Annotated in this window: 21 protein-coding genes and 5 tRNA genes; 15 read left to right on the top strand and 11 right to left on the bottom strand. The window is 67.1% G+C overall.

All coding sequences use genetic code 11. The annotated features are described in order from the left end of the window. From I0D00_RS13900 to I0D00_RS13875, 6 genes are all read right to left on the bottom strand, one after another. Positions 1 to 855 carry a pirin family protein gene (locus tag I0D00_RS13900; protein WP_213640438.1) on the bottom strand — a complete coding sequence of 285 codons (855 nt, stop codon included), beginning with the start codon at positions 853 to 855 and terminating at the stop codon, positions 1 to 3. A gap of 97 nt (positions 856 to 952) precedes the next feature. Then, positions 953 to 1,396 (bottom strand): MerR family transcriptional regulator, encoded by a 444-nt coding sequence (locus I0D00_RS13895; protein ID WP_213640437.1) that lies wholly within the window; start codon positions 1,394 to 1,396, stop codon positions 953 to 955. A 72-nt stretch (positions 1,397 to 1,468) separates the two neighbouring features. After that, positions 1,469 to 2,209: an MlaA family lipoprotein gene (locus tag I0D00_RS13890; RefSeq protein ID WP_213641784.1), complete on the bottom strand. Its 741-nt coding sequence runs from the start codon at positions 2,207 to 2,209 to the stop codon at positions 1,469 to 1,471. 25 nt (positions 2,210 to 2,234) lie between these two features. Continuing rightward, a complete protein-coding gene (locus I0D00_RS13885; protein ID WP_213640436.1) occupies positions 2,235 to 3,542 on the bottom strand; it encodes an alpha/beta fold hydrolase family protein in 1,308 nt (435 codons plus the stop codon). Between the two features lie 74 nt (positions 3,543 to 3,616). Next, a complete protein-coding gene (locus tag I0D00_RS13880; RefSeq protein ID WP_213640435.1) occupies positions 3,617 to 4,105 on the bottom strand; it encodes a GNAT family N-acetyltransferase in 489 nt (162 codons plus the stop codon). 161 nt (positions 4,106 to 4,266) lie between these two features. Next, the gene (locus I0D00_RS13875) at positions 4,267 to 4,473 is read right to left on the bottom strand and encodes a DUF2061 domain-containing protein (RefSeq protein WP_213640434.1); all 207 of its coding nucleotides are present in this window, start codon (positions 4,471 to 4,473) and stop codon (positions 4,267 to 4,269) included. A 268-nt stretch (positions 4,474 to 4,741) separates the two neighbouring features. On the opposite strand from I0D00_RS13875, the gene I0D00_RS13870 reads away from it, so the two are divergent. Next, positions 4,742 to 5,065, top strand: a complete 324-nt coding sequence (locus I0D00_RS13870; protein WP_213640433.1) for a ComEA family DNA-binding protein — start codon at positions 4,742 to 4,744, stop codon at positions 5,063 to 5,065. 311 nt (positions 5,066 to 5,376) lie between these two features. Here I0D00_RS13870 and I0D00_RS13865 read toward each other — a convergent pair. Together I0D00_RS13865 and I0D00_RS13860 are read right to left on the bottom strand one after the other, a co-directional pair. Further along, positions 5,377 to 5,452: transfer RNA gene (locus I0D00_RS13865), tRNA-Asn, on the bottom strand. Between the two features lie 65 nt (positions 5,453 to 5,517). Continuing rightward, entirely contained in the window at positions 5,518 to 6,714 is a 1,197-nt protein-coding gene (locus I0D00_RS13860) for an amino acid aminotransferase (RefSeq protein WP_213640432.1), read from the bottom strand. A 187-nt stretch (positions 6,715 to 6,901) separates the two neighbouring features. On the opposite strand from I0D00_RS13860, the gene uvrB reads away from it, so the two are divergent. The 11 genes from uvrB (at position 6,902) to I0D00_RS13805 (ending at position 15,413) form a co-directional block, all read left to right on the top strand. Further along, positions 6,902 to 8,917, top strand: a complete 2,016-nt coding sequence (gene uvrB / locus I0D00_RS13855; protein WP_213640431.1) for an excinuclease ABC subunit UvrB — start codon at positions 6,902 to 6,904, stop codon at positions 8,915 to 8,917. Between the two features lie 99 nt (positions 8,918 to 9,016). After that, on the top strand, positions 9,017 to 9,937 hold the full coding sequence (locus tag I0D00_RS13850) for a LysR family transcriptional regulator (protein ID WP_213640430.1): 921 nt from the start codon (positions 9,017 to 9,019) through the stop codon (positions 9,935 to 9,937). A gap of 33 nt (positions 9,938 to 9,970) precedes the next feature. Next, entirely contained in the window at positions 9,971 to 11,452 is a 1,482-nt protein-coding gene (gene gltX / locus I0D00_RS13845) for a glutamate--tRNA ligase (protein WP_213640429.1), read from the top strand. Between the two features lie 123 nt (positions 11,453 to 11,575). Then, positions 11,576 to 11,651, top strand: a tRNA-Ala gene (locus tag I0D00_RS13840). A gap of 62 nt (positions 11,652 to 11,713) precedes the next feature. Continuing rightward, positions 11,714 to 11,789: transfer RNA gene (locus tag I0D00_RS13835), tRNA-Glu, on the top strand. Between the two features lie 49 nt (positions 11,790 to 11,838). Continuing rightward, a tRNA-Ala gene (locus I0D00_RS13830) sits at positions 11,839 to 11,914 on the top strand. 50 nt (positions 11,915 to 11,964) lie between these two features. Continuing rightward, positions 11,965 to 12,040, top strand: a tRNA-Glu gene (locus I0D00_RS13825). A 175-nt stretch (positions 12,041 to 12,215) separates the two neighbouring features. After that, entirely contained in the window at positions 12,216 to 12,755 is a 540-nt protein-coding gene (locus I0D00_RS13820; RefSeq protein WP_213640428.1) for a TetR/AcrR family transcriptional regulator, read from the top strand. Between the two features lie 11 nt (positions 12,756 to 12,766). Further along, positions 12,767 to 13,609: an alpha/beta fold hydrolase gene (locus I0D00_RS13815; RefSeq protein WP_213640427.1), complete on the top strand. Its 843-nt coding sequence runs from the start codon at positions 12,767 to 12,769 to the stop codon at positions 13,607 to 13,609. 287 nt (positions 13,610 to 13,896) lie between these two features. Then, on the top strand, positions 13,897 to 14,346 hold the full coding sequence (locus I0D00_RS13810) for an acyl-CoA thioesterase (RefSeq protein WP_213640426.1): 450 nt from the start codon (positions 13,897 to 13,899) through the stop codon (positions 14,344 to 14,346). 83 nt (positions 14,347 to 14,429) lie between these two features. Further along, entirely contained in the window at positions 14,430 to 15,413 is a 984-nt protein-coding gene (locus tag I0D00_RS13805; RefSeq protein ID WP_213640425.1) for a tRNA dihydrouridine synthase, read from the top strand. A 3-nt stretch (positions 15,414 to 15,416) separates the two neighbouring features. On the opposite strand, the gene I0D00_RS13800 is transcribed toward I0D00_RS13805, so the two are convergent. Beyond that, the gene (locus tag I0D00_RS13800) at positions 15,417 to 16,163 is read right to left on the bottom strand and encodes an SDR family oxidoreductase (RefSeq protein WP_213640424.1); all 747 of its coding nucleotides are present in this window, start codon (positions 16,161 to 16,163) and stop codon (positions 15,417 to 15,419) included. Positions 16,164 to 16,289: 126 nt separating this feature from the next. Here I0D00_RS13800 and I0D00_RS13795 point away from each other — a divergent pair, with 126 nt between their 5' ends. Beyond that, positions 16,290 to 16,736, top strand: coding sequence for an Hsp20 family protein (locus tag I0D00_RS13795; protein ID WP_213640423.1), 447 nt, complete (start codon positions 16,290 to 16,292; stop codon positions 16,734 to 16,736). Positions 16,737 to 16,803: 67 nt separating this feature from the next. Here the strand turns inward: I0D00_RS13795 and I0D00_RS13790 are convergent, their stop codons facing one another. Both I0D00_RS13790 and I0D00_RS13785 read right to left on the bottom strand, forming a co-directional pair. Next, on the bottom strand, positions 16,804 to 20,112 hold the full coding sequence (locus I0D00_RS13790) for a bifunctional diguanylate cyclase/phosphodiesterase (protein ID WP_213640422.1): 3,309 nt from the start codon (positions 20,110 to 20,112) through the stop codon (positions 16,804 to 16,806). Positions 20,113 to 20,204: 92 nt separating this feature from the next. Beyond that, a complete protein-coding gene (locus I0D00_RS13785) occupies positions 20,205 to 21,110 on the bottom strand; it encodes a LysR family transcriptional regulator (protein WP_213640421.1) in 906 nt (301 codons plus the stop codon). Between the two features lie 134 nt (positions 21,111 to 21,244). On the opposite strand from I0D00_RS13785, the gene leuC reads away from it, so the two are divergent. Together leuC and leuD are read left to right on the top strand one after the other, a co-directional pair. Further along, on the top strand, positions 21,245 to 22,672 hold the full coding sequence (leuC, locus tag I0D00_RS13780) for a 3-isopropylmalate dehydratase large subunit (protein WP_213640420.1): 1,428 nt from the start codon (positions 21,245 to 21,247) through the stop codon (positions 22,670 to 22,672). An 11-nt stretch (positions 22,673 to 22,683) separates the two neighbouring features. Beyond that, positions 22,684 to 23,331: a 3-isopropylmalate dehydratase small subunit gene (leuD, locus tag I0D00_RS13775; RefSeq protein WP_213640419.1), complete on the top strand. Its 648-nt coding sequence runs from the start codon at positions 22,684 to 22,686 to the stop codon at positions 23,329 to 23,331. Positions 23,332 to 23,350 lie beyond the last annotated feature (19 nt).

Here is a 23,350-nt window from a genome sequence, read left to right as displayed (position 1 = left end):
TCAGGCCAGCACGCCGTCGCGGTAGTCGCGCAGCGCCTGCTCGATCTCCTCCCGGCTGTTCATCACGAAGGGGCCGTACTGCACGATCGGCTCGTTCAGCGGCTTGCCGGCGATCAGCAGCAGGCGGGCACCCTGGCTGCTCGCCAGCTGCAGTTCACCCTCATCGGACAGGCGCACCAGGCGCCCGGCGGCCACGGTCTTGGGGGTTGCGCTCGGCAGTTGCAGCTCGCCTTCGTAGACATAGAGCAGCGCGCGGTGGCCGTCGACCAGGCGGGGCGCGATCCGGCCGCCGGCCGGCAGGTGCAGGTCGAACAGCTGCGGCTCGGTATGCGGGCGCTGCACCGCGCCGCTCTGCTGCACCTGGCCGTCGTCGAACTGGCCGGCGATCACCACCACCTCGACGCCGCCGGCGGTGGTCAGGCGCGGGATCTCGGCGGCCGGGATGTCGCGGTAGCCGGGTGCGCCGAGCTTCTCCTGACTCGGCAGGTTCAGCCACAGCTGGAAGCCGCGCATCACCCCCTGTTCCTGCTCGGGCATCTCGCTGTGGATGATGCCGCGGGCGGCGGTCATCCACTGCACGCCGCCGCTCTGCAGCAGGCCGACGTTGCCCAGGTGGTCCTCGTGGCGCATGCTTCCGGCGAGCATGTAGGTGATGGTCTCGAAGCCGCGGTGCGGGTGCGACGGAAAACCGGCGATATAGTCGTCCGGGTTGTCGGAGCCGAACTCGTCGAGCATCAGAAAGGGATCGAAGCGCTCGATCCCAGCACCGCCTATCACCCGGGTCAGGCGCACCCCGGCGCCGTCGGAGGCCGCCTGGCCGGGATGGATGGACAGCACGCTGCGCAGAGCATTCATGGAGCACCTCCTCGAAGTGGAATGTGCCCATCCTATGCCTGAAAATCGAATGGATGGTCGCGAAATTCGCGGGATAAGCATCGATTAACTAGATGCTTTAGTGGGCCGGGCAGGGCGTCGCCGGGCGCTGTTCCTCGGGTGCCTCGAAGTCTTCGATCAAGCGGCAGATGGCCCGGCCATCCGGCGCGCAGTGCGGCTTGTCGGCCCAGTCGTCGAGGGCGTCGCGCATCACCCGGGCCAGGCGCTGGCACTCGTCGATGTGCGCCTGCAGGGCCTGCAGGCGCTCGCCGAGCAGGTCGCGTACCTCGCCGCAGTGTTCGGCCCCGTGCTCGGCGCGGGCGAGGATCAGCTGCACGTCCTTGAGGCTGAAGCCCAGGCGTCGAGCGCGGGCGATGAAGCGCAGGCGCTGCAGGTCGCCTGCGTCGTAGCGCTGGTAGCCGTTGTGCGGTTCGCGGCCGGGGCGCAGCAGGCCCAGGTCGGTGTAGTGGCGCACGGTCTCGGCGCTGACGGCGGCCGCTTTGGCCAGTTGGGCGACGCGCATGGCATGGGCTCCTGAAAGGTCGAGGCGGTGCCAGGCTACAACCCCGGGGCGGCCCCGGGGTCAAGGCCGGGGCTATTCGGCGATCTGCAGCGCGCGCGCCTCGGTGTAGAAGTAGCGCAGCTTCTCGTACTCGAAAGGGCTGTTGAGCTGGCCGTAGCGGAAGTTGACGGTCGAGCGCTCGTCGACCACCTTCAGCAGGGTGACCTCTGGGTGAGCGCTACTGACGGCGGCGACGTTGAGCAGGTTGATGCTGCTGTCGAGGTTGAAGTCCACCACCAGGCCGCCGCTGTCGCGCAGGTTGGAGGGACCGAGCAGCGGCAGCATCAGGTAGGGGCCGGCGGGCAGGCCGTAGAAGCCCAGGGTCTGGCCGAAGTCTTCTGCCTGCCGGGGCAGGCCCATGCGACTGGCCGGGTCCCACAGGCCGCCGACGCCGATGAGGGTGTTGAACAGCAGCCGTGCGGTGGTGCGCATGGCGCGCTGGCCCTTGAGTTGCAGCAGGCTGTTGAACAGCGTGGGCACCTCGCCGAGGTTGCCGAAGAAGTTGCTGACGCCGGTCTCCACCAGGTCCGGAGTGACGTAGCGGTAGCCGTCCACCAGTGGCAGGAAGAGCCATTCGTCGAAACGGTAGTTGAAGTGGTAGACCCGCCGATTCCACGATTCCAGCGGATCGTAGACATTCAGCGCGCCGAGGGTCGAGCGCTCGAACTCGCGCTGGTCCAGCCGCGGGTTGAACTGCAGGTGCTGCAGGGGTTGGGTGAAGCCGTCGTCGTCCAGTTCGTGCTGGGCCTGGGCCGCGCCACCGGCGGCCAGCATCAGCAGGGTGGACAGCAGCAGGGCGCTAGAAGGCTTGGCCACGGAAGAACTCCAGCATGGCGTCGCTGTTGACGCGGTAGTTGAGGTTGCCGCAGTGCCCACCCAGGGGGTAGACGGTCAGGCGGTCGCCCAGGGTGCGGCGCAGGAAGCCCAGGTCGCCGCGACCGAGGATCGGGTCATCGGCGTTGTGCATCACGGCGATCTTGTCGCTGCTCTTCAGGTAGTCCTCCAGGGCGTAGAGGCTGACCTGGTCGATCAGCTGGCTGAGGCTGCCGCCGTTGTGCCGCGCCCGCCACATGGGGATCAGCTGTTCGCCGATATAGCAGTCGAAGTCGCACTGCAGGGCGCGCTTGAAGAAGGGCGTGAGGCTGGTGCCTTCGCCGATCGGCTGGCCGACCGGGGTGATCAGGCCGCGACGGTTGATCAGGTCCGAGGTGAAGGCGATGTCGGCGGCGGCGAAGCGGAACACCGCGCCGATCAGCATGGCCATCTGCTCGTCGGAGAGCTGTTCTGCCGATTGCTGGAAGTCGTAGAGCAGCGCCTCGTTGAGGTCGATATAACCCTGGGTCTGGAAGTAGCGGGTCAGCTTGCCCAGCACCAGCTCGTAGAAGGTGGTGGTGCTGTCGATGCCTTCGACCCGGGTCTGCACCAGGCGGTCGAGGTTGCTGATCGAGGTGTAGAGGTTGACCGGCGGGTTGAGCAGCAGCACGCGCTTGAAGTTGAAGCTGCGCCGGGTTTCGTCCAGTTGGCTGACGAAGGCGGCCTGCAGGCCGCCCAGGCTGTAGCCGGTCAGGAGGTATTCGCTGACCGCCAGCCGGGGATGCTGGGCGCGTACCGCCTGCATCACCCGGTACAGGTCGTCGGCATCGTCGCTGGAGAAGCCCGGCGTGGCGTAGCGCGAGGCGGCGGTCATGAAGTCGTAGCTGGTCGGCGACGACAGTTGCACCACATGGTAGCCGGCGCCGTAGAACAGCTTCTTCAGGTACTCCATGGTGGCGTTGCTGTAATGCGCGCCGGTGCCGGCGATGATGAAGATCAGTGGCGCCTCGCCGTCCTGCTGGGCCAGGCGATAGCCCAGCTTGGTCACCGACCAGAAGTTCTCCGGCACCTCGAACTGCCGTTCCGGGCGCAGCCTAACCTTGTAGTCGCCCTGTTCGATGTCGCCATCGGCCGGCAGCGCCGGGCGCAGCGCCGGCGGCGTGGTGGCGATGGTGGCCTCGAACGGGTTGCTCAGCGGGTAGCCGTAGTCGAGGGCGTCGATGTCGGCGGCCCAGAGGGGCGCGGCGATGAGCAGGCCGCCGAGCAGGGCGGCGAGGCGAGGGAGGAACGGCATGCTGGAGTCCCTGGGTGAAGGATGGGCCGAGTGAATACGCGCCTTATGACAGCGCCTAGCCGAGCGAGTGCCGTTCAGGCCGGTTTTTCCGCCAATGCCCGCAGCGCCGCGCCGCTCAGGCGATAGTTCGTCCAGCCATCCTGTGGCCGGGCGCCGAGGCTGCGGTAGAAGCCGAGGGCCGGCTCGTTCCAGTTCAGTACCCCCCAGTCCAGGCGGCCGCAGCCGCGCTCGACCGCCAGGCTCGCCAGCCGCGTGAGCAGTGCCTTGCCGAGGCCAGCGCCGCGTGCGGCGGGACGCACGTAGAGGTCCTCGAGGTAGATGCCGGGTTGGCCGAGGAAGGTCGAAAAGTTGTGGAAGAACAGGGCAAAACCGGCGGCCTGGCCGTCCACCTCGCCGATCAGTACTTCGGCATGGGGGCGCGGACCGAACAGGTGTTCGAGCAACTGTGCCGGCTGGGCGACCACCTGATCGCCAAGCTTCTCGTAGGCGGCCAGCTCGCGGATCAGCGCGAGAATCAGGTCGGTGTCTGCGGGTTGGGCGGGGCGGATCTGCAGCTGGCTCATGGTCGCTCCTTGTGACCGGTAAAGAGGTCGAGCATGCCGCTTCGCGGGGCCCCAAGGCAACCATTGCGACGCTGCGCGCCGGCGGGCTGCGGTGTCGCTGCCTCTGGCGCCGGTTTGCCCGGTGCCGGCAGCGCGGCGGGGGGTCAGGTCTGGTGATGCAGTCAGGCGTGAGCCGGCCGTTCGATCCTGTGACCCTGGCCGCGTTCGAAGCGTTGCCAGATCCTTTCATGACAGTAGAAACCGACCGAGTTGCACAGGGGTTCGATGGCTGCGATCAGGCCGCTGGCTGCCACGCTGCCGGTCAGGGCATAGGTCACCCCGAAGGCGATGCAGAAGTGCATCAGGGTAAAGGTCAGGGTCTTGAGCATGTCGGCCTCGGATGCGCGCTGCGTTGTCGAGGCTCAGATTAGTGGTGCCGCGTTGATTGATAAAATCAAATTCTGGAATTGATTCGATAGTCAGGGTGCATCATTGGCCGTACGCCAGCAGGCGGGGGAATGTGGCCAGGGGTGCTGCCACAGGGCGTTTGTACGGTGATTTGACAGTGCCGGCGCGGCGGCTAACGTGAAATGCGCGGCGCTTGGAAGTCCGCGCCGGACAGTGACGGTTCGACTATTACCTAAAAGGAATTTCATCATGCACAAAGGCTATATCGCTTCCCTGCTGGCTGCCTTCCTGACCCTTTCCTCCTTCGCCGCCCAGGCCGCCGAACCGGCCAAGAGCGCCCCGGACAAGCCGGTTGCGGTCCAGGCGGCCGAGGTCGGCAGGATCAACCTCAATACCGCCGACGCCACGACGCTGCAACGCGAGCTGAGCGGCATCGGTGAGGTGAAGGCCAGGGCTATCGTCGAGTACCGCGAGGCCAACGGCCCGTTCGCCTCGGTCGACGAGCTGCTGGAGGTCAAGGGGATAGGCGAGGCCACTCTGGCGAAGAACCGCGACAAGCTGAGCGTCAACTAGCCGAGCGCAGTGGCGAAGAAGGCCGGTCGATGACCGGCCTTCTTGTGTCCGGGACAGGCTCGGACACGGCCTGCGCGAGCCGAGTAACCGTGGACACAGTCCCTGGCGAGCGTCCGGCGGAGACAAAAAAGCCCCGGTATTAAGCGAGGCTTTCGAATTCGGCTCCGCGGCCTGGACTCGACGGCGCAAGCCGAACGCGCTTCAGCGCGGCCCCGCAGGGGTGAGCGTAGCGAATAACCTGGGACATGGTCCCTGGTGAGCGTCCATCAGACAATAAAAAAACCCGGCCTATTGACCGGGTTTCTTGAATTTGGCTCCGCGACCTGGACTCGAACCAGGGACCCAATGATTAACAGTCATTTGCTCTACCGACTGAGCTATCGCGGAACAACGGGGCGTATCCTACTGATTAAAAAGGGGAAGTCAAGCCTCTGCCGACTTCCCGTCTCGACTCAGAGGACCTGGGCGATGGCCTGGGTGACGAACGGCAGGTTGCGCTGGTTCAGGGCCGCCACGCAGATGCGTCCGGTGCCGACCGCGTAGATGGCGAATTCGCTCTTCAGGCGCTCCACCTGCTCGGTGGTCAGGCCGGAGTAGGAGAACATGCCGCGCTGCTGGGCGACGAAGCCGAAGTCGCGCTTGGCATCCAGGGCCGCCAGCTGTTCGACCATGGCCAGGCGCATGCCGCGGATGCGCTCGCGCATCTCGCCCAGCTCGGCCTCCCACATGGCACGCAGCTCGGGGCTGCCCAGCACCGCGGCGACCACGCTGGCGCCGTGGGTCGGCGGGTTGGAGTAGTTGGTGCGGATCACCCGCTTGAGCTGCGACAGCACGCGGCCGGTCTCGTCCTGCGAGCCGGTGACTATGCTCAGCGCGCCGACCCGCTCGCCGTACAGCGAGAAGGACTTGGAGAAGGAGCTGGAGACGAAGAAGGTCAGCCCCGACTGGGCGAACAGGCGCACGGCGGCGGCGTCTTCCTCGATGCCGTCGCCGAAACCCTGGTAGGCGATGTCGAGGAAGGGCACGTGCTCGCGCTCGCGGACGATCTCCAGCACGGCCTGCCAGTCGTCCATGCCCAGGTCGACCCCGGTCGGGTTGTGGCAGCAGGCGTGCAGCACCACGATGGAGCGTGCCGGCAGGTTCTTCAGGTCTTCCAGCAGGCCGCCGCGGTTGACGCCGTTGCTGAAGGCGTCGTAGTAGCGGTAGTTGCGCACCGGGAAGCCGGCGGCTTCGAACAGTGCGCGGTGGTTCTCCCAGCTCGGGTCGCTGATGGCCACGGTGGCGTCCGGCAGCAGGCGCTTGAGGAAGTCGGCGCCGATCTTCAGCGCGCCGGTGCCGCCCAGGGCCTGGGCGGTGATGACCCGGCCGTCCTTGATCAAGGCCGAACCGGCGCCGAACAGCAGGGTCTGCACGGCCTGGTCGTAGGCGGCGATGCCCTCGATCGGCAGGTAGCCGCGCGGCGCGTGCTTGGCGGTCAGTGCGTTCTCGGCTTCGGCGACCGCGCGCAGCAGCGGAATGCGCCCCTCTTCGTTGGTGTACACGCCCACGCCGAGGTTGACCTTGGTGGTGCGGGTGTCGGCGTTGAAGGCTTCGTTGAGGCCCAGGATCGGGTCGCGCGGCGCCATTTCGACGGCAGAGAACAGACTCATGGATGCGGCAGCTCGGAGGAAGAGGGGTGGGTGTCTGCAACACCCGGCTACGACTGCAGCTAGGGGTTGCGCAAATGGGCCGTTAGTATAACGACCCAGGTCATGTGCCGCGACAGCAGGCACACGCTTTTCACCGGGTTTGACGTACGCTTTGCGTCTGCGTCACAACCGCTTGTCGAGGTCCGCTATGTCCGAGTTCCAACTGGTCACCCGATTCCAGCCGGCCGGCGATCAGCCGGAGGCGATTCGGCAGATGGTCGAGGGCCTGGAGGCGGGGTTGTCGCACCAGACCCTGCTCGGCGTGACCGGCTCGGGCAAGACCTTCAGCATCGCCAACGTGATCGCCCAGGTGCAGCGCCCGACCCTGGTGCTGGCGCCGAACAAGACCCTGGCGGCGCAACTCTACGGCGAGTTCAAGGCGTTCTTCCCGCACAACGCGGTGGAGTATTTCGTCTCCTACTACGACTACTACCAGCCCGAGGCCTATGTGCCCTCGTCCGACACCTTCATCGAGAAGGACGCCTCGATCAACGACCATATCGAGCAGATGCGCCTGTCGGCGACCAAGGCGCTACTGGAGCGCCCGGATGCGATCATCGTTACCACGGTGTCGTGCATCTACGGCCTGGGCAGTCCCGAGTCCTACCTGAAGATGGTGCTGCACGTCGATCGCGGCGACAAACTGGACCAGCGCGCCCTGCTGCGCCGCCTGGCCGACCTGCAGTACACGCGCAACGACATGGACTTCGCCCGCGCCAGCTTCCGCGTGCGCGGCGACGTGATCGACATCTTCCCGGCCGAATCGGACCTGGAAGCCATCCGCATCGAGCTGTTCGACGACGAGGTGGAGAGCATCGCCGCCTTCGACCCGCTGACCGGCGAGGTGATACGCCGGCTGCCGCGCTTCACCTTCTACCCCAAGAGCCACTACGTCACCCCGCGCGAGACCCTGCTGGAGGCGGTCGATGCGATCAAGGTCGAACTGGCCGAGCGCCTGGACTACCTGCGCAGTACGAACAAGCTGGTCGAGGCCCAGCGCCTGGAGCAGCGCACCCGCTTCGACCTGGAGATGATCCTCGAGCTGGGCTACTGCAACGGCATCGAGAACTACTCGCGCTACCTCTCCGGGCGTGGTCCCGGCGAGCCGCCGCCGACCCTCTACGACTACCTGCCGGACCAGGCCCTGCTGGTGATCGACGAGTCCCATGTGTCGGTGCCCCAGGTCGGGGCCATGTACAAGGGCGACCGCTCGCGCAAGGAAACCCTGGTCGAATACGGCTTCCGCCTGCCCTCGGCCTTGGACAACCGGCCCATGCGTTTCGAGGAGTGGGAGGCGGCCAGCCCGCAGACCATCTTCGTCTCGGCCACCCCCGGGCCCTACGAGGCCGATCACGCCGGGCGGGTGATCGAGCAGGTGGTGCGCCCCACCGGGCTGGTCGACCCGCAAGTCGAGGTGCGCCCGGCCCTGACCCAGGTCGACGACCTGCTCTCGGAGATCCACAAGCGCGTGGCCGTCGAGGAGCGGGTGTTGGTCACCACATTGACCAAGCGCATGGCCGAGGACCTCACAGACTACCTGGCCGACCACGGCGTCAAGGTGCGCTACCTGCACTCGGACATCGACACCGTGGAGCGGGTCGAGATCATCCGCGACCTGCGCATCGGCGCCTTCGACGTGCTGGTTGGCATCAACCTGCTGCGCGAGGGCCTGGACATGCCGGAGGTGTCCCTGGTGGCCATCCTCGACGCCGACAAGGAGGGTTTCCTGCGCAGCGAGCGTTCGCTGATCCAGACCATCGGCCGCGCGGCGCGCAACCTCAACGGCAAGGCGATCCTCTACGCCGACCGCATGACCGGCTCCATGGAACGCGCCATCGGCGAGACCGAGCGCCGGCGCGACAAGCAGATCGCCTTCAACCAGGCCCATGGCATCGTGCCCAAGGGGGTCAAGAAGGACGTCCAGGACATCCTCGAGGGCGCCACGGTGCCCGGTTCGCGCAGCAAGAAGCGCAAGGGCATGGCCCAGGCTGCCGAGGAAAGCGCGCGTTACGAGGCCGAGCTGCGCTCGCCCAGCGAGATCACCAAGCGCATCCGCCAGCTGGAGGAGAAGATGTACGCGCTGGCTCGCGACCTGGAGTTCGAGGCGGCGGCGCAGTTGCGCGACGAGATCCAGAAGCTGCGCGAGCGCCTGCTGCAGGTGTGAGTCAGCGCTGCCGCCGCGGCTCTGGGCAGGGCATGAACTGTTCCATTCTCGCCCGTGGCCGTTAGACTTCCTGCGCTCTGTTGCCTGTGAGAAACAATGATGGGACTGGATGACGCGCTGATCTTCACCCGGGTGGTCGAGTGCCACAGCTTCACCCTGGCGGCCCAGGGGTTGGGCATGCAGAAGTCCACCGTCAGTCGGCGCATCGCCCTGCTCGAGGAGCGCCTCGGCGTGCGCCTGCTCAACCGCACCACGCGCAAGCTGCGCCTGACCGAGGTGGGCCAGGCCTACTACGAGCGCTGCCGGCAGATCATGCTGGACTTCGCCGAGGCCGAGCAGGCGGTGATGCAGCTGCAGCAGGCACCGTCCGGCCAGCTGCGCATCACCGCGCCCATCGAGTTCGGCCAGTTGCTGCTCGGCCGGGTGCTCGGCGAGTTCATGCGCGAGTACCCGCAGATCACCGCGGAGGTGGAGCTGACCTCGCGCCATGTCGATCCGGTGGAGGAGGGCGTGGACATCGCCATCCTGGTCGGTCAGCCGCAAGACTCCACTCTGATCGCGCGCAAGCTGTTCGAGGCCGAGCGGCTCCTGTGCGCCAGCCCGGCCTACCTGAAGGCCCATGGCGCGCCGCAGGCGGTGGCCGAACTCGAGGGGCACCGGGCCATCCTGCTGCCCCATGACTCGCCGCGCCACTGGCCGTTGCTCGGGGAGAACCTACCCTGTCAGCGGGTGCTGGCCTGCAACAACATCACCTTCGCCCGCGAGGCGGCCCTGGCCGGTGCGGGTATCGCCGGCCTGCCGCGGATGATCTGCGCGGAGGCGCTGCACAGCGGGCGCCTGGTGCACCTGCTGCCCGGCGCGCGGCTGCCGACGGGCGAGCTCTACGCGGTCTATCCTTCCCGACGCTTCCAGGCGATGAAGGTCAAGACCTTTCTCGATTTCCTCATGGGCAGGCTGCCCGTCGAAGGGGGGCGGCTGCTGGAGCCGGCGACCGCGGGGCTGGTAACATCGCCGCCTTAAATCGGCTATCGCTTCCTTTCCTCGAGAATCGCCATGACCACCGTTCGTACCCGTATCGCGCCTTCGCCCACCGGCGATCCGCACGTAGGCACCGCCTATATCGCCCTGTTCAACCTGTGCTTCGCCCGCCAGCACGGTGGCGAGTTTATCCTGCGCATCGAAGACACCGACCAGCTGCGCTCGACCCGCGAGTCCGAGCAGCAGATCTTCGACGCCCTGCGCTGGCTGGGCATCGAGTGGAGCGAGGGCCCGGATGTCGGCGGCCCCCATGGCCCCTATCGGCAGAGCGAACGTGGCCACATCTACAAGCAGTACACCGCCGAGCTGGTGGACAAGGGCCATGCCTTCCATTGCTTCTGCAGTGCCGAGCGCCTGGACAAGCTGCGTGCCGAACAGACCGAGGCCAAGCAGACCCCGCGCTACGACGGCCACTGCATGCACCTGGCGCAGGACGAGGTGCAGCGCCGCCTGGCCGCCGGCGAGCCCAACGTGGTGCGCATGAAGGTGCCGAGCGAGGGCGTGTGCGTGGTGCCGGACATGCTCCGTGGCGAGGTGGAGATCCCCTGGGATCGCATGGACATGCAGGTGCTGATGAAGACCGATGGCCTGCCGACCTATTTCCTGGCCAACGTGGTCGACGACCACCTGATGGGCATCACCCATGTGTTGCGGGGCGAGGAGTGGCTGCCGTCGGCGCCCAAGCTGATCCTGCTGTACGAGTACTTCGGCTGGGACAAGCCGCAGCTGTGCTACATGCCGCTGCTGCGCAACCCGGACAAGAGCAAGCTGTCCAAGCGCAAGAACCCGACCTCCATCACCTTCTACGAGCGCATGGGCTTCCTGCCCCAGGCCATGCTCAACTACCTCGGCCGCATGGGCTGGTCGATGCCGGACGAGCGCGAGAAGTTCAGCCTCGACGAGATGGTCGAGCACTTCGACATCCAGCGCGTGTCCCTAGGCGGGCCGATCTTCGACCTGGAGAAGCTGTCCTGGCTCAACGGCCAATGGCTGCGCGAACTGAGCGTCGAGGAATTCGCCGCCGGCGCGCGGAAGTGGGCGTTCAACTCCGACTACCTGATGAAGATCGCCCCCCACGTGCAGGGGCGGGTGGAGACCTTCAGCCAGATCGCGCCCCTGGCCAGTTTCTTCTTCGCCGGTGGCCTGAGCCTGGACGCCAAGCTGTTCGAGCACAAGAAGCTGTCGCCCGACCAGGTGCGCCAGGTCATGCAGCTGATCCTGTGGAAACTGGAGGCCCTGCGCCAGTGGCAGAAGGACAACATAACCGGCTGCATCCAGGCGGTGGTCGAACACCTGGAGCTGAAGTTGCGCGACGCCATGCCGCTGATGTTCGCCGCGATCACCGGCCAGGCCAGCTCGGTGTCGGTGCTCGACGCCATGGAAATCCTCGGCCCGGACCTCACCCGTTTCCGCCTGCGCCAGGCCATCGAGCTGCTCGGTGGTGTGTCGAAGAAGGAAAACAAGGAGTGGGAAAAGCTGCTGGCGGCCATCGGCTGATCGGCTCGCCGTCGAGGGGTTAGGGTAAGTGATTGTTATGTCAGCAGAAAAAAACAGGGAAGGAATAAAAATCTTGTTGACAGTACCCGGGGGCGCCCTTAACATGCGCCCCGTCCTCGAGATGGGGCTATAGCTCAGCTGGGAGAGCGCTTGCATGGCATGCAAGAGGTCGACGGTTCGATCCCGTCTAGCTCCACCAATCTCGAAGCCGAAAGGCTTGCCACAGTCGGTCGAGTGACTGACTGAGTTTTAGGGGTTTGCGTCCCCTTCGTCTAGTGGCCTAGGACACCGCCCTTTCACGGCGGTAACAGGGGTTCGAGTCCCCTAGGGGACGCCATTATTTCCAGCCGCAGTGCTTCGGCACTGCAGCCAGACCGCAAGGTTTCGGGGCTATAGCTCAGCTGGGAGAGCGCTTGCATGGCATGCAAGAGGTCGACGGTTCGATCCCGTCTAGCTCCACCAATACCACGACAAGGCCAGCCGCTGAGCTGGCCTTGTTCTTCGAAGGATTCGTCCCCTTCGTCTAGTGGCCTAGGACACCGCCCTTTCACGGCGGTAACAGGGGTTCGAGTCCCCTAGGGGACGCCATTTTTCCCGCTCTGCGGGGTTTTTAAGGGTCACTCCTTCGGAGTGGCCCTTTTGTTTTTCCGTCCCGAAACTTTCCTTCCTTCCCTGTGCTGCTGCCGACCGACGGTAATGACGACTGCTTGCGTAAAAATATTATGAGCATAATATTGTGCTCGTAATATTTAAGGAGCCCGCCATGCACGACAAGAAAGCTCAGACCCGCGAACGCATCCTCTCGGCGGCAGGCGCCGCCCTGCTGCAGCGGGGTCCAGCTGAGCCCAGCGTCGGCGAGGTGATGGGGGCGGCGGGGCTGACGGTGGGCGGTTTCTATGCCCACTTCGAGAGCAAGGATGCGCTGATGCTCGAGGCGTTCCGGCAGATGCTCTGCCAGCGCCAGGCGCTGATCGGCCAGTTGGACGAGCAGTTGCCCGCGGCCGAACGGCGGGCGCTGGTGGCGGCCTTCTACCTGTCGCGCAAGCATCGCGACGGCGGCGAGCAGGGTTGCCCGCTACCGAGTTCGCTGAGTGAGCTGGCGCGCCTGCCGGACGCCTTTCGCGAGGCGCTGGCCGAGCACTTGGAACTGATGGTGGCGAAGCTGGCGGGCAGCCCGGAGGAGGCCACCAGCGTGCTTGCCGACATGGCCCTGATGGTCGGAGGTCTGGCGCTGGCGCGGGCGCTGGGCCCCGGTGAGATGTCCGACCGCGTCTTGCGTGCCGCCAAGTCGGCGATCGTTTGAGGAGACAGGCAATGAACAGCATGAGTTGGGTACGTGGATTCAATGCGACAGTCGGTCGGCTGGCGCCGCGCGCGACGGCGAGCCGGATGCGCCGGGCCTTCATGACGCCGCGCGAGCTGCCGCCGCGGGACTGGGAGTTGCCGCTGCTGGCCGAGGCCGAGCGGGTGACCTTGCGTTTCGGGCTGTCGGCGTTGCGCTGGGGCAGTGGTCCGGTGGTGTTGCTGATGCATGGCTGGGAAGGGCGACCGACGCAGTTCGCCGAGCTGATCAAGGCGCTGGTCGGTGCCGGTTATGCGGTGGTCGCGCTGGACGCGCCGGGTCATGGGCGCTCGCCGGGGCGTGAGGCGAACGTGGTGCTGTTCGCCCGCGCCATGCTCGAGGCCGCCAGTGAGCTGCCGCCGCTCAAGGCGGTGATCGGCCATTCCATGGGCGGTGCCAGTGCGCTGCTGGCGACCCAGCTGGGACTGCGCACCGAGGCGCTGGTGACCATCTCCGCTCCGGGGCGAATCCTCACCATGTTGCGCGGTTTCGCCCGCTACATGGGATTGCCGGCCAAGGCGCGGGCGCACTTCGTGCGCCTGGTCGAGGAAAAGGCCGGCATGCCCGCCAGGCAGATCGACGTGGCGCAGTATCGCCTGGAGGTGCCCGGCCTGGTGGTGCATGCGGTCGACGATCCTCTGGTGCCGTTCACCGAGGCCGAGGCGATCCACCAGGCCTGGTTCGACAGTCACCTGCTGCGCCTGGAGCGGGGCGGACATCAGCGGGTGCTGGGCGACCCGCAGCTGATCGAGGCGACCCTGCGATTGCTGGAGCGGGCCGCCCGGCCGGTCGTAGCGGCCCCGCTGACGGCTTGAGGTGCTAGGGTGGTCGGCGCGCCGGTCTGTGGTCTGTGGTTGAGGGGCAGCGGGGGTTCTGCTGTCACGCGCCGCCACCCGCGAAACTTCAGGTCTGCGCACTTCATGATGCGAGCACCAGTGGTGCGGACGGGCAGGGCGGGCCGCTGGCTTCCGGACGCACTAGGCCGCATGATGTCGGGCCGGCCCCGCCGCGGAGAAGGCGGGGCATGACCTTAGGAGGCAAGCATGAAACGGATCGAGCAGGCGCGGCGGCAGCCGCGTGCCATGGCAGCGGAGCAGCGGAGATGAACTGGGATTTCGCCGACCCCTTCGTCATCGACCTGTGCGTCGGCGCCGAGGACATCGACGGTCTCGGTCATGCCAACAACGCCGTTTATGTCAGCTGGCTGGAGCGCTGCGCCTGGCGCCACTCGCAGTACCTGGGCCTGGATCTGGCCGAGTACCGCCGCCTGGATCGAGCCATGGCGGTGGTGCGCCACGAGGTCGACTACCTGGCCAGCGCCTACGAGGAGCAGCAGCTGCAGATGGCCACCTGGATAGTCGAGTCGGACCAGCGGCTGAAGATGGATCGGCGCTTCCAGCTGATCCGTCCCGCCGACGGTGTCACCCTGCTGCGGGCCAAGACCACCTTCGTCTGCATCGAGCTGTCCAGCGGCAAGCCCAAGCGCATGCCCGCCGAATTCGTCGAGGGCTACGGCCGCGCCCTGCGGCAGCCCTTTCCCCTGGAACTGTAGCACCCGTCACCGCTTGGCGCCGGCCGGTTCATCCGAGGCGCCATGCCGCGTACACTACGCGGCGTTTTTTCGAGAGTTTCCCTATGCAGATTGCCCTGGCGCCCATGGAAGGGCTGGTCGACGACATCCTTCGCGACGTGCTGACCCGGGTCGGCGTCGTCGACTGGTGCGTGACCGAGTTCATCCGCGTCAGCGATCGGGTGCTGCCGGCCTCGACCTACCGCAAGCTCGCCCCCGAGCTGTTCCGCGGCGCCAGGACTCGCGCCGGCACGCCGCTGCGCGTGCAGCTGCTCGGCTCCGATCCCGCCTGCCTGGCCGACAATGCCGCCTTCGCCTGCGCCCTGGGTGCGCCGGTGATCGACCTGAATTTCGGCTGCCCGGCCAAGACGGTGAACAAGTCCCGCGGTGGCGCGGTGCTGCTCAAGGAGCCGGAGCTGCTGCATGCCATCGTCCGTGAGGTGCGCCGCAGCGTGCCGGCGGACATTCCGGTGACGGCGAAGATGCGCCTGGGCTTCGAGCATAAGGACGGCGCCCTCGACTGCGCCCGCGCCCTGGCCGAGGGCGGCGCGGCGCAGATCGTGGTGCACGCGCGGACCAAGGTCGAGGGCTACAAGCCGCCGGCCCACTGGGAATGGGTGGCGCGGGTCCAGGAGGCGGTGGCCGTGCCGGTGTTCGCCAACGGCGAGGTGTGGACCCTGGACGACTGGCGCCGTTGCCGCGAGGTCAGCGGGGTCGAGGACATCATGCTCGGCCGCGGCCTGGTGGCGCGGCCCGACCTGGCCCGGCAGATCGGCGCGGCGCGGGCCGGCCAGCCAGTGCTCGAGATGGACTGGCTCGAGCTGCAGCCGCTGCTCGCCGACTTCTGGCGGCAGGCCCGGCGCAAGCTGTCCCCGCGTTACGCACCGGGGCGCCTCAAGCAGTGGCTGGCCATGCTGACCCGCAGCTATCCGCAGGCCGTGGAGCTGTTCGCCCTGCTGCGCCGGGAAAACGACTGCGCGCGGATCGACGCCCTGCTCGGCGTCGAGGTCCCGGCGCGGCCGCCCCAGGAGCAGCTGGCCATTGCCTGAGCCTCAGCGTCCGCCGCCGACGTCCAGCAGCGCACCGCTGGTGTAGGAGGCCTGCTCGCTGGCCAGCCAGAGGATCGCCTCGGCCACTTCCTCGGCCTGGCCGCCACGGCCCATGGGCACGCTCTGGCTGACCCGCGCGACCCGCGCCGGCTCGCCGCCGCTGGCGTGGATCTCGGTATCGATCACCCCGGGGCGCACGGCGTTGACGCGGATGCCTTCGCCGGCCACTTCCTTGGCCAGGCCCAGGGTCATGCTGTCGATCGCGCCCTTGGCCGCGGCGTAGTCGATGTACTCGTCGGGCGCACCGAGGCGGGCGGCGATCGACGACAGGTTGACGATGGCGCCGCCCTGGCCGCCGTGGCGCGTGGACATGCGTTTGACCGCCTCGCGGGCGCAGTAGAAGCTGCCGAACACGTTGGCGGCGAACACCCGCTGCAGGCGTGGGCCATCCATCTGGTCCAGGCGCATCTGCGTCTCCAGCATGCCGGCGTTGTTGACCAGTACGTCGAGGCGGCCGAACTGGCGGTCGATCTCGGCGAACAGCTGCACGACCTGCTGTTCCTCGGCCACGTCGGCCTGCACGGCAATGGCCCGGCCGCCGGCCGCGACCAGCTCGGCTGCCAGGGCCTCGGCGGTCTCGCGTTGGCGGCGGTAGTTCAGGCACAGGGTATAGCCGCGGGCGGCTGCCAGGCGGGCGGTGGCGGCGCCGATGCCGCGGCTGGCGCCGGTGATCAACATGACTCTGTCCATGGGGTCTCCTTATCGGGTTGTACTGGGCGGGCTTGAAATTTTCGTCGCTGTCCACATTTTTGCTCTTGCGGGGCGCCGAAGTCGGGCCCCGTGTCGAATCACTCGCTGTCCATCAGGAGACTATCCATGAGCACTGCATTTTCCATGACCCCGCTGTTCCGTCACTCCATCGGCTTCGATCGCTTCAACGACCTGTTCGAGTCGGCCATGCGCAATGAGTCGGCCAGCAGCTACCCGCCCTACAACGTCGAGAAGCACGCCGAGGACCAGTATCGCATCGTCATCGCCGCCGCCGGCTTCCACGAGGAGGACCTCGACCTGCAGGTCGAGCGTGGCGTGTTGACGGTCACCGGCGGTCGGCGCGAGCAGGACGCCGCCGACGTCACCTACCTCTATCAGGGCATCGCCCGGCGGGCCTTCAAGCTGTCGTTCCGTCTGGCCGATCATATCGAGGTCAGGGCCGCCAACCTGGTCAACGGCCTGCTGAACATCGACCTGGTGCGCATCGTCCCGGAAGAGGCCAAGGCCAAGCGTATCCCCATCAATGGCGCGCGTCCGGCCCTGGACAGCTGATCGTCGGGGCCTCGTCCGACTGTCGTGCAGGCGCCCTCGCCAGCGGTGGGGGCGCCTTCGGCGTTTTTCAGGAGTGCTGCCGGCGTTGCGCGGTGTGCGCCAGCAGGGCGCGGAACTCGGCCAGCGGCAGCGGCTTGCTGAACAGGTAGCCCTGGTAGAGGGAGCAGCCCTGCCGCTCGAGGAAGTCCAGTTGCGCCTGCTGCTCGACGCCCTCGGCGATCATCGTCAGGCCCAGGCTCTGCCCCATGGCGACTATGGCGCGGATGATGCCCGCGTCGTTGGCATCCTGGGTGGCATCGCGGACGAAGGACTGGTCGATCTTCAGCAGGTCCACCGGCAGGCGCTTGAGGTAGGTCAGCGAGCTGTAGCCGGTACCGAAATCATCCATGGCGAAGCTGACCCCGAGCCTTTTCAGCCGGTTCATCTTGGCGATGGTGTCGTCGATGTTCTGGATGACGATGCCTTCGGTGATCTCCAGCTTGAGCATGGTGCGCGGCAGGCTGCTGCAGAGGAGGCTGCTCTCCACCTGCTCGACGAAATCGTTCTGGCGGAACTGCCGCGGGCTGATGTTCACGCACAGGCTGAAATCCCCGGCGTCGATCAGCTTCTCCTCGAGCATCTGCGCGCAGGCGTGACAGGCCTCGGCGATGACCCAGCTGCCGACCTCGAGAATCAGGCCGCTGTCCTCCAGCACCCGGATGAACTGCGCCGGCGACTGCGCCCCGAGGGTCGGGTGCAGCCAGCGCAGCAGCGCCTCGGCGCCGACCACCCGGCCGTCGCGGGCGTCCACCTGGGGCTGGAAGTACAGCTCGAACTCGCCGCGGGCCAGGGCCAGGCGCAGGTCGTTTTCCAGGCGCAGGCGCTCGCTGGCGGCCTGCTGCATGGCGCTGCGGAACAGCTGGATGGCGTTGCGCCCGGCGTCCTTGGCCCGGTACAGGGCGATGTCCGCGCGCTTGAGCAGGTCGGCGGGGGTGTCGCCGTGATCGGGGATCAGGGCGATGCCGATGCTCGGCGTGACCTGCAGGCGATGGCCGTCCAGGCGCATCGGCTCGGCCAGCAGACGCCGCAGTTTTTCCGCCACCGTGCGTGCCTGGCGGGTGACCTCCGAGCGCTTGCCTTCCAGGCCGCTGAGCAGCACGACGAACTCGTCGCCGCCCAGGCGGGCGACGGTGTCCTCCTGGCGCACGCTGGCCTCCAGGCGCGCGGTGACCAGCTTGAGCACGGCGTCGCCGACCGGATGGCCGAGGGAATCGTTGATGTGCTTGAAGTGGTCGAGGTCGAGAAACAGCAGGGCACCACGCAAGTTGTGACGCTTGAGCAGGGCGATCTGCTGGGTCAGGCGGTCCATCAGCAGGGCGCGGTTGGGCAGGTTGGTCAGCGAGTCGTGATAGGCCAGGTGCTGGATCTGCGCCTGGGCTTCCTTCAGTTGGCTGACATCGCGAGCGGTCAGCAGCAGGCAGGCGGTGCCGTCGAGTTCGATCGGCTCCACCGAAACCTCCACCGTCCTGATCTGCCCGCTGCGGTGCCGGCCGAGCATCTCCCGGTGCAGCACGCGCCCCTCGCGCTGGAGCGTCTCGAGCAGTTCCTGGCGTTGCCGGGGGTCGGCCCAGATATTCATCTCGAGCGCGCTGCGCCCTATCACCTCCTCCTGGCTGAAGCCGGTGAGGCGGGTGAAGCCCTCGTTGACCTCGACATAGCGGGCGCTGTCGCGTTCGGTGATGGTGATGGCGTCGGGGCTGGAGTGGAAGGCCTTGACGAATTTCTCCTGGCTGGCCTTGAGCGCCGCCTCGGCCTGCTGGCGCGCGGTGATGTCGCGGAAGGTGCTGGCGATGCACAGCTGGCGTTCGACGCGGATGAAGCGGCTGGAGACCACGCAGCTGAGGACTGCCCCGGCGCGGGTGTGAAAGTGCGCGATTTCGTTGTTCAGGCCTTCCTCGCGGGTCATCTTGGCGTATAGCTGGCGGCGCTGTTCGAGGTCATGCCAGAAGCCGACGTCCGGGCCGCTGCGGCCGACTATCTGCTCGGCCGGCCAGCCGAAGGTTGCGCTGAAACTGGGGTTGACCTCGATGAACACGCCGTCGCGGATGCGCGAGACGCAGATCGGGTCCGGGCTGGCCTGGAACAGGGAGGCGAATTTCTCCTCCGAGGCGGTCAGGCGTTGTTCGCGCTGGACCCGCTCGCTGATGTCCATCAGCACGCCGGCCATGCGCACCGGGTTGCCCGTGTCGTCGCGGTAGAGCCTGGCGGTGCTCTCCAGGTAATGCAGCGTGCCGCCGGGATGGCGTACCCGGTAGGTCACCTGGTATTCGCCGCGGGCGCCGTCGAGCAGCGTGCGGTAGGCCTGCTGCATGGCGCGCCGGTCGTCTTCCGGCACGCTGGCGAAGAAGGGCTGGAACGGGCCTTCGTAGGGGGCGCCTGGCAGACCGTGGAGGGCGGCGGCGCGCGCCGAGCCGTAGAGGGTGCCGCTGGCAATGTGCCAGTCCCAGGTGCCGAGGGCCGCCGACTCGAGGGCCAGGGTCAGGCGTTCGCGGCTGTCCCGCAGCGCCTGTTCCTGTGCCTTCTGCCGACTGATGTCGCGGACCGTCAGGGCCAGGCAGGCGACGCCGTCCAGTTCGATCTCGCCGCCATGGATCAGGTAGTCGCTGACCTGTCCGTCGCGGCTGACCAGGCGGGTCTCCAAGGGGCGCAGGCTGCCGTCCTCCCGCAGGGCGTGCAGGAGTTGCTGGCGGTCCGCCGGGTGCAGCCAGAGGCCCAGGGCCAGGGAGCTGCGGCCCACGGCCTCGGCCCGGCGCCAGCCGAACTGGCGTTCGAAGCTGGCATTGACCTCGATGAAGCGCCCGCAGGCCTTCTCGGTGATCACCACGCTGTCCGGGGTGTTGTGGAGGGCCCTGGCGAACTGCTCCTCGCTGGCGCTGCGGGCCGCGCTCGGGCCGTCCTGCCGCTGGGCGCCGATCACGCGAACGACGCCCGCCGCATATCTGGCGCCGTCATCGTCCCGGTGCGTGCCGCCGCTGATCTCCAGCCAGTGCAGGCTGCCGTCCGGCCAGCGAGCACGATGGCGCACGGGCTCCGGCTGAGCGGTGTCGTCTTGCAGCTGCTGGAATAGGTGCAGCACCGCGTCCAGGTCTTCTGCCTGAATTCGCGCGAAATAGTCGAACGCTTCCTGCTCAGGTTCGGCGGCGGGCAGGCCGAACAGTGCCGCGACGCCAGGGGACCAAGCGAGTCGGCCCTGCTCAATGTCCCAGTGCCAGGCCGCGAGGCGAGCGCCGTTCAGTGCGGCGAGCAGACGCGGCGCGGCATCCCAGGCCGATTCCCGCGCCGGGGTCGCGGAGAGCGGCAAGTCCTGCGGGGCCGGGCGGTCACTGCTGTCGGCCATGGGCGTCCCCTTTATCGATGAACTGGAGCGGCGCGGCGCTGGTGCATGGGCTGGTTGGAACACTCCCGGGTGCCGGCGAGGCGAGATGCGCCTCACGTTAGCCGTTGCGTGGAGGTCGGTGCAAGATCGCCGCGCTGGGCGTCGAGCAGTCCCATGAAGGCCCGCGCGGCGTTCGACAGGGTGCGCTCGGTGTGCAGGATATAGCCCAGCTGTCGTGACAGTTGAATGCCCGGCAGGGGCAGGCGGGCCACCTGGTCGTCGAGCATGGTGCGCGGCAGCACGCTCCAGGCCAGGCCGATGGCCACCATCATCTTGATGGTCTCCAGGTAGTTGGTGCTCATGGCGATGTTCGGCGTCAGGCCCTGGGCCTCGAACAGGCGTTGGACGATGTGGTGGGTGAAGGTGTTGCCGCCGGGAAACACCGCCGGGTGGCGTGCCACGTCGGCCAGTTCGACGCCGCCGCTGCGGGCCAGGGGATGCTCGGGGGCGGCGACGAAGTCCAGTGGGTCGTCCCAGACCGGCACGGCGCGTACCGGCTCGCGGGTCTCGGGCGCCAGGGTGATCACCGCCAGTTCGGCGCGGCCGTGCAGGACCTCCTCGTAGGCCACCTCCGAGTCGAGGAACTGGATGTCCAGCGCCACCTGCGGGTGCGCCCGGGTGAAGGCGCGCAGCAAGGGCGGCAGGCGGTGCAGGCCGATATGGTGGCTGGTGGCCAGGGTCAGGCGGCCGGCGATCTCGCCGTTGAGGTTGGTCAGGGCGCGGCGGGTGTCGTCCAGCACATTGAGGATTTGGTAGGCCCGCGGCAGTAGGGCGCGGCCGGCCTCGGTCAGGCTCACCTCGCGGCCGAGGCGGTCGAACAGGCGCACGTTCAACTGCTGTTCCAGGCTGGCGATGCGCTTGCTGACCGCCGGCTGGGTCAGGTGCAGGCGCTCGGCGGCTTCCGAGAAGCTGCCGGTCTCGGCGATGGCGATAAAGGCGTTGAGGGTGGCCAGGTCCATGAAGGATTCCAATTGGTTATCCAATGGATGAAAAATATGAATTTGAGTAATTTTAAGCAAGCCCCTAGGATCGTCCCCATAAGCCGCAGGGCTATTCGCCCGGGCATAGAAGCACGCTGATGAGGGATTCGCTGATGGCCGGCAAAACGCTCTACGACAAGCTCTGGGACATGCACGAGGTGAAGCGTCGCGACGATGGCTCGTCGCTGATCTATATCGATCGCCATATCCTCCACGAGGTGACCTCGCCGCAGGCCTTCGAGGGCCTGCGCCTGGCCGGCCGCAAGCCGTGGCGCATCGACGCCAACATCGCCACCCCGGACCACAACGTGCCGACCACCAAGGCCGAGCGCCAGGGCGGCCTGGAGGCGATCGTCGACGAGGTGTCGCGTATCCAGGTGCAGACCCTGGACGAGAACTGCGACGACTTCGGCATCCTCGAATTCAAGATGAACGACAGCCGCCAGGGCATCGTCCACGTGGTCGGCCCGGAGCAGGGCGCCACGCTGCCGGGCATGACCGTGGTCTGCGGCGATTCGCACACCTCCACCCACGGCGCCTTCGGTGCCCTGGCCCACGGCATCGGCACCTCCGAGGTCGAGCATGTGCTGGCGACCCAGTGCCTGGTGGCCAAGAAGATGAAGAACATGCAGGTGCGGGTAGAGGGCCGGCTGCCCTTCGGCGTCACCGCCAAGGACATAGTCCTCGCGGTGATCGGCAAGATCGGCACCGCCGGCGGCAATGGCCACGCCCTGGAGTTCGCCGGCAGCGCGATCCGCGATCTGTCCCTGGAAGGGCGCATGACCATCTGCAACATGGCGATCGAGGCAGGTGCGCGGGTCGGCCTGGTGGCGGTGGACGAGAAGACCATCGCCTATGTCGAGGGTCGCCCCTTCGCACCCAAGGGCGCGGACTGGGACAAGGCCGTCGCCCAGTGGCGCGAGCTGGTGTCGGATGCCGACGCCCGCTTCGACACCGAGGTCGAGTTGCGTGCCGAAGACATCAAGCCGCAGGTCAGCTGGGGCACCTCGCCCGAAATGGTCCTGGCGGTCGATCAGAAGGTGCCGGACCCGGCGGCCGAGGCCGACCCGGTCAAGCGCGACTCCATCGTCCGTGCCCTCAAGTATATGGGGCTGTCGGCGAATCAGCCGATTACCGACATCATGCTGGATCGGGTATTCATCGGTTCCTGCACCAACTCGCGGATCGAGGACCTGCGTGCCGCGGCCGAGGTGGCCAAGGGACGCAAGGTGGCGGCGACGGTCAAGCAGGCGCTGGTGGTGCCGGGTTCCGGCCTGGTCAAGGCGCAGGCCGAGGCGGAAGGCCTGGACAAGGTCTTCATCGAGGCCGGCTTCGAGTGGCGCGAGCCGGGCTGCTCCATGTGCCTGGCGATGAACCCGGACAAGCTGGGCAGCGGCGAGCATTGCGCCTCCACCTCCAATCGCAACTTCGAGGGGCGCCAGGGCGCCGGTGGGCGTACCCACCTGGTCAGCCCGGCCATGGCCGCCGCCGCGGCGGTGACCGGCCGCTTCATCGACGTACGCGAACTGATCCAGGCCTGAGGAGCTAGATGATGAAAGCCTTTACCCAGCATGCCGGCCTCGTCGCGCCGCTCGACCGCGCCAATGTCGACACCGATCAGATCATTCCCAAGCAGTTCCTCAAGTCGATCAAGCGTAGCGGCTTCGGGCCCAACCTGTTCGACGAGTGGCGCTACCTGGATGTCGGTCAGCCGAACCAGGACTGCTCCCAGCGCCCGGTCAACCCGCAGTTCGTGCTCAACTTCCCCCGTTACCAGGGCGCCAGCGTGTTGCTGGCACGGGAGAACTTCGGCTGTGGCTCGTCCCGCGAGCATGCACCCTGGGCGCTGGAGGAGTACGGTTTCCGCGCCATCATCGCGCCGAGTTTCGCCGATATCTTCTACAACAACAGCTTCAAGAACGGCCTGCTGCCGATCATTCTCGCCGAGCGCGACGTCGATGAACTGTTCCAGCAGTGCGAGGCGGAAGAGGGCTACCAACTGACCGTCGACCTGGCGGCGCAGACCGTGACCCGTCCGGACGGCAAGCAGTACGGCTTCGAGGTCGATGCCTTCCGCAAGCACTGCCTGCTCAACGGCCTGGACGACATCGGCCTGACCCTGCAGGATGCCGAGGCGATCGAGGCCTTCGAGGCTGGCTACCGGCAGCGCAGCCCCTGGCTGTTCGGCGCGATCAAATAATTTGAAGGGTGGGTTAGGC

It is taken from the genome of Pseudomonas lalucatii, from assembly GCF_018398425.1.
Classification (GTDB): domain Bacteria; phylum Pseudomonadota; class Gammaproteobacteria; order Pseudomonadales; family Pseudomonadaceae; genus Aquipseudomonas; species Aquipseudomonas lalucatii.
Note: the sequence above shows the minus strand (reverse complement) of the source record. Positions and strands in the feature narration are given on the sequence as shown.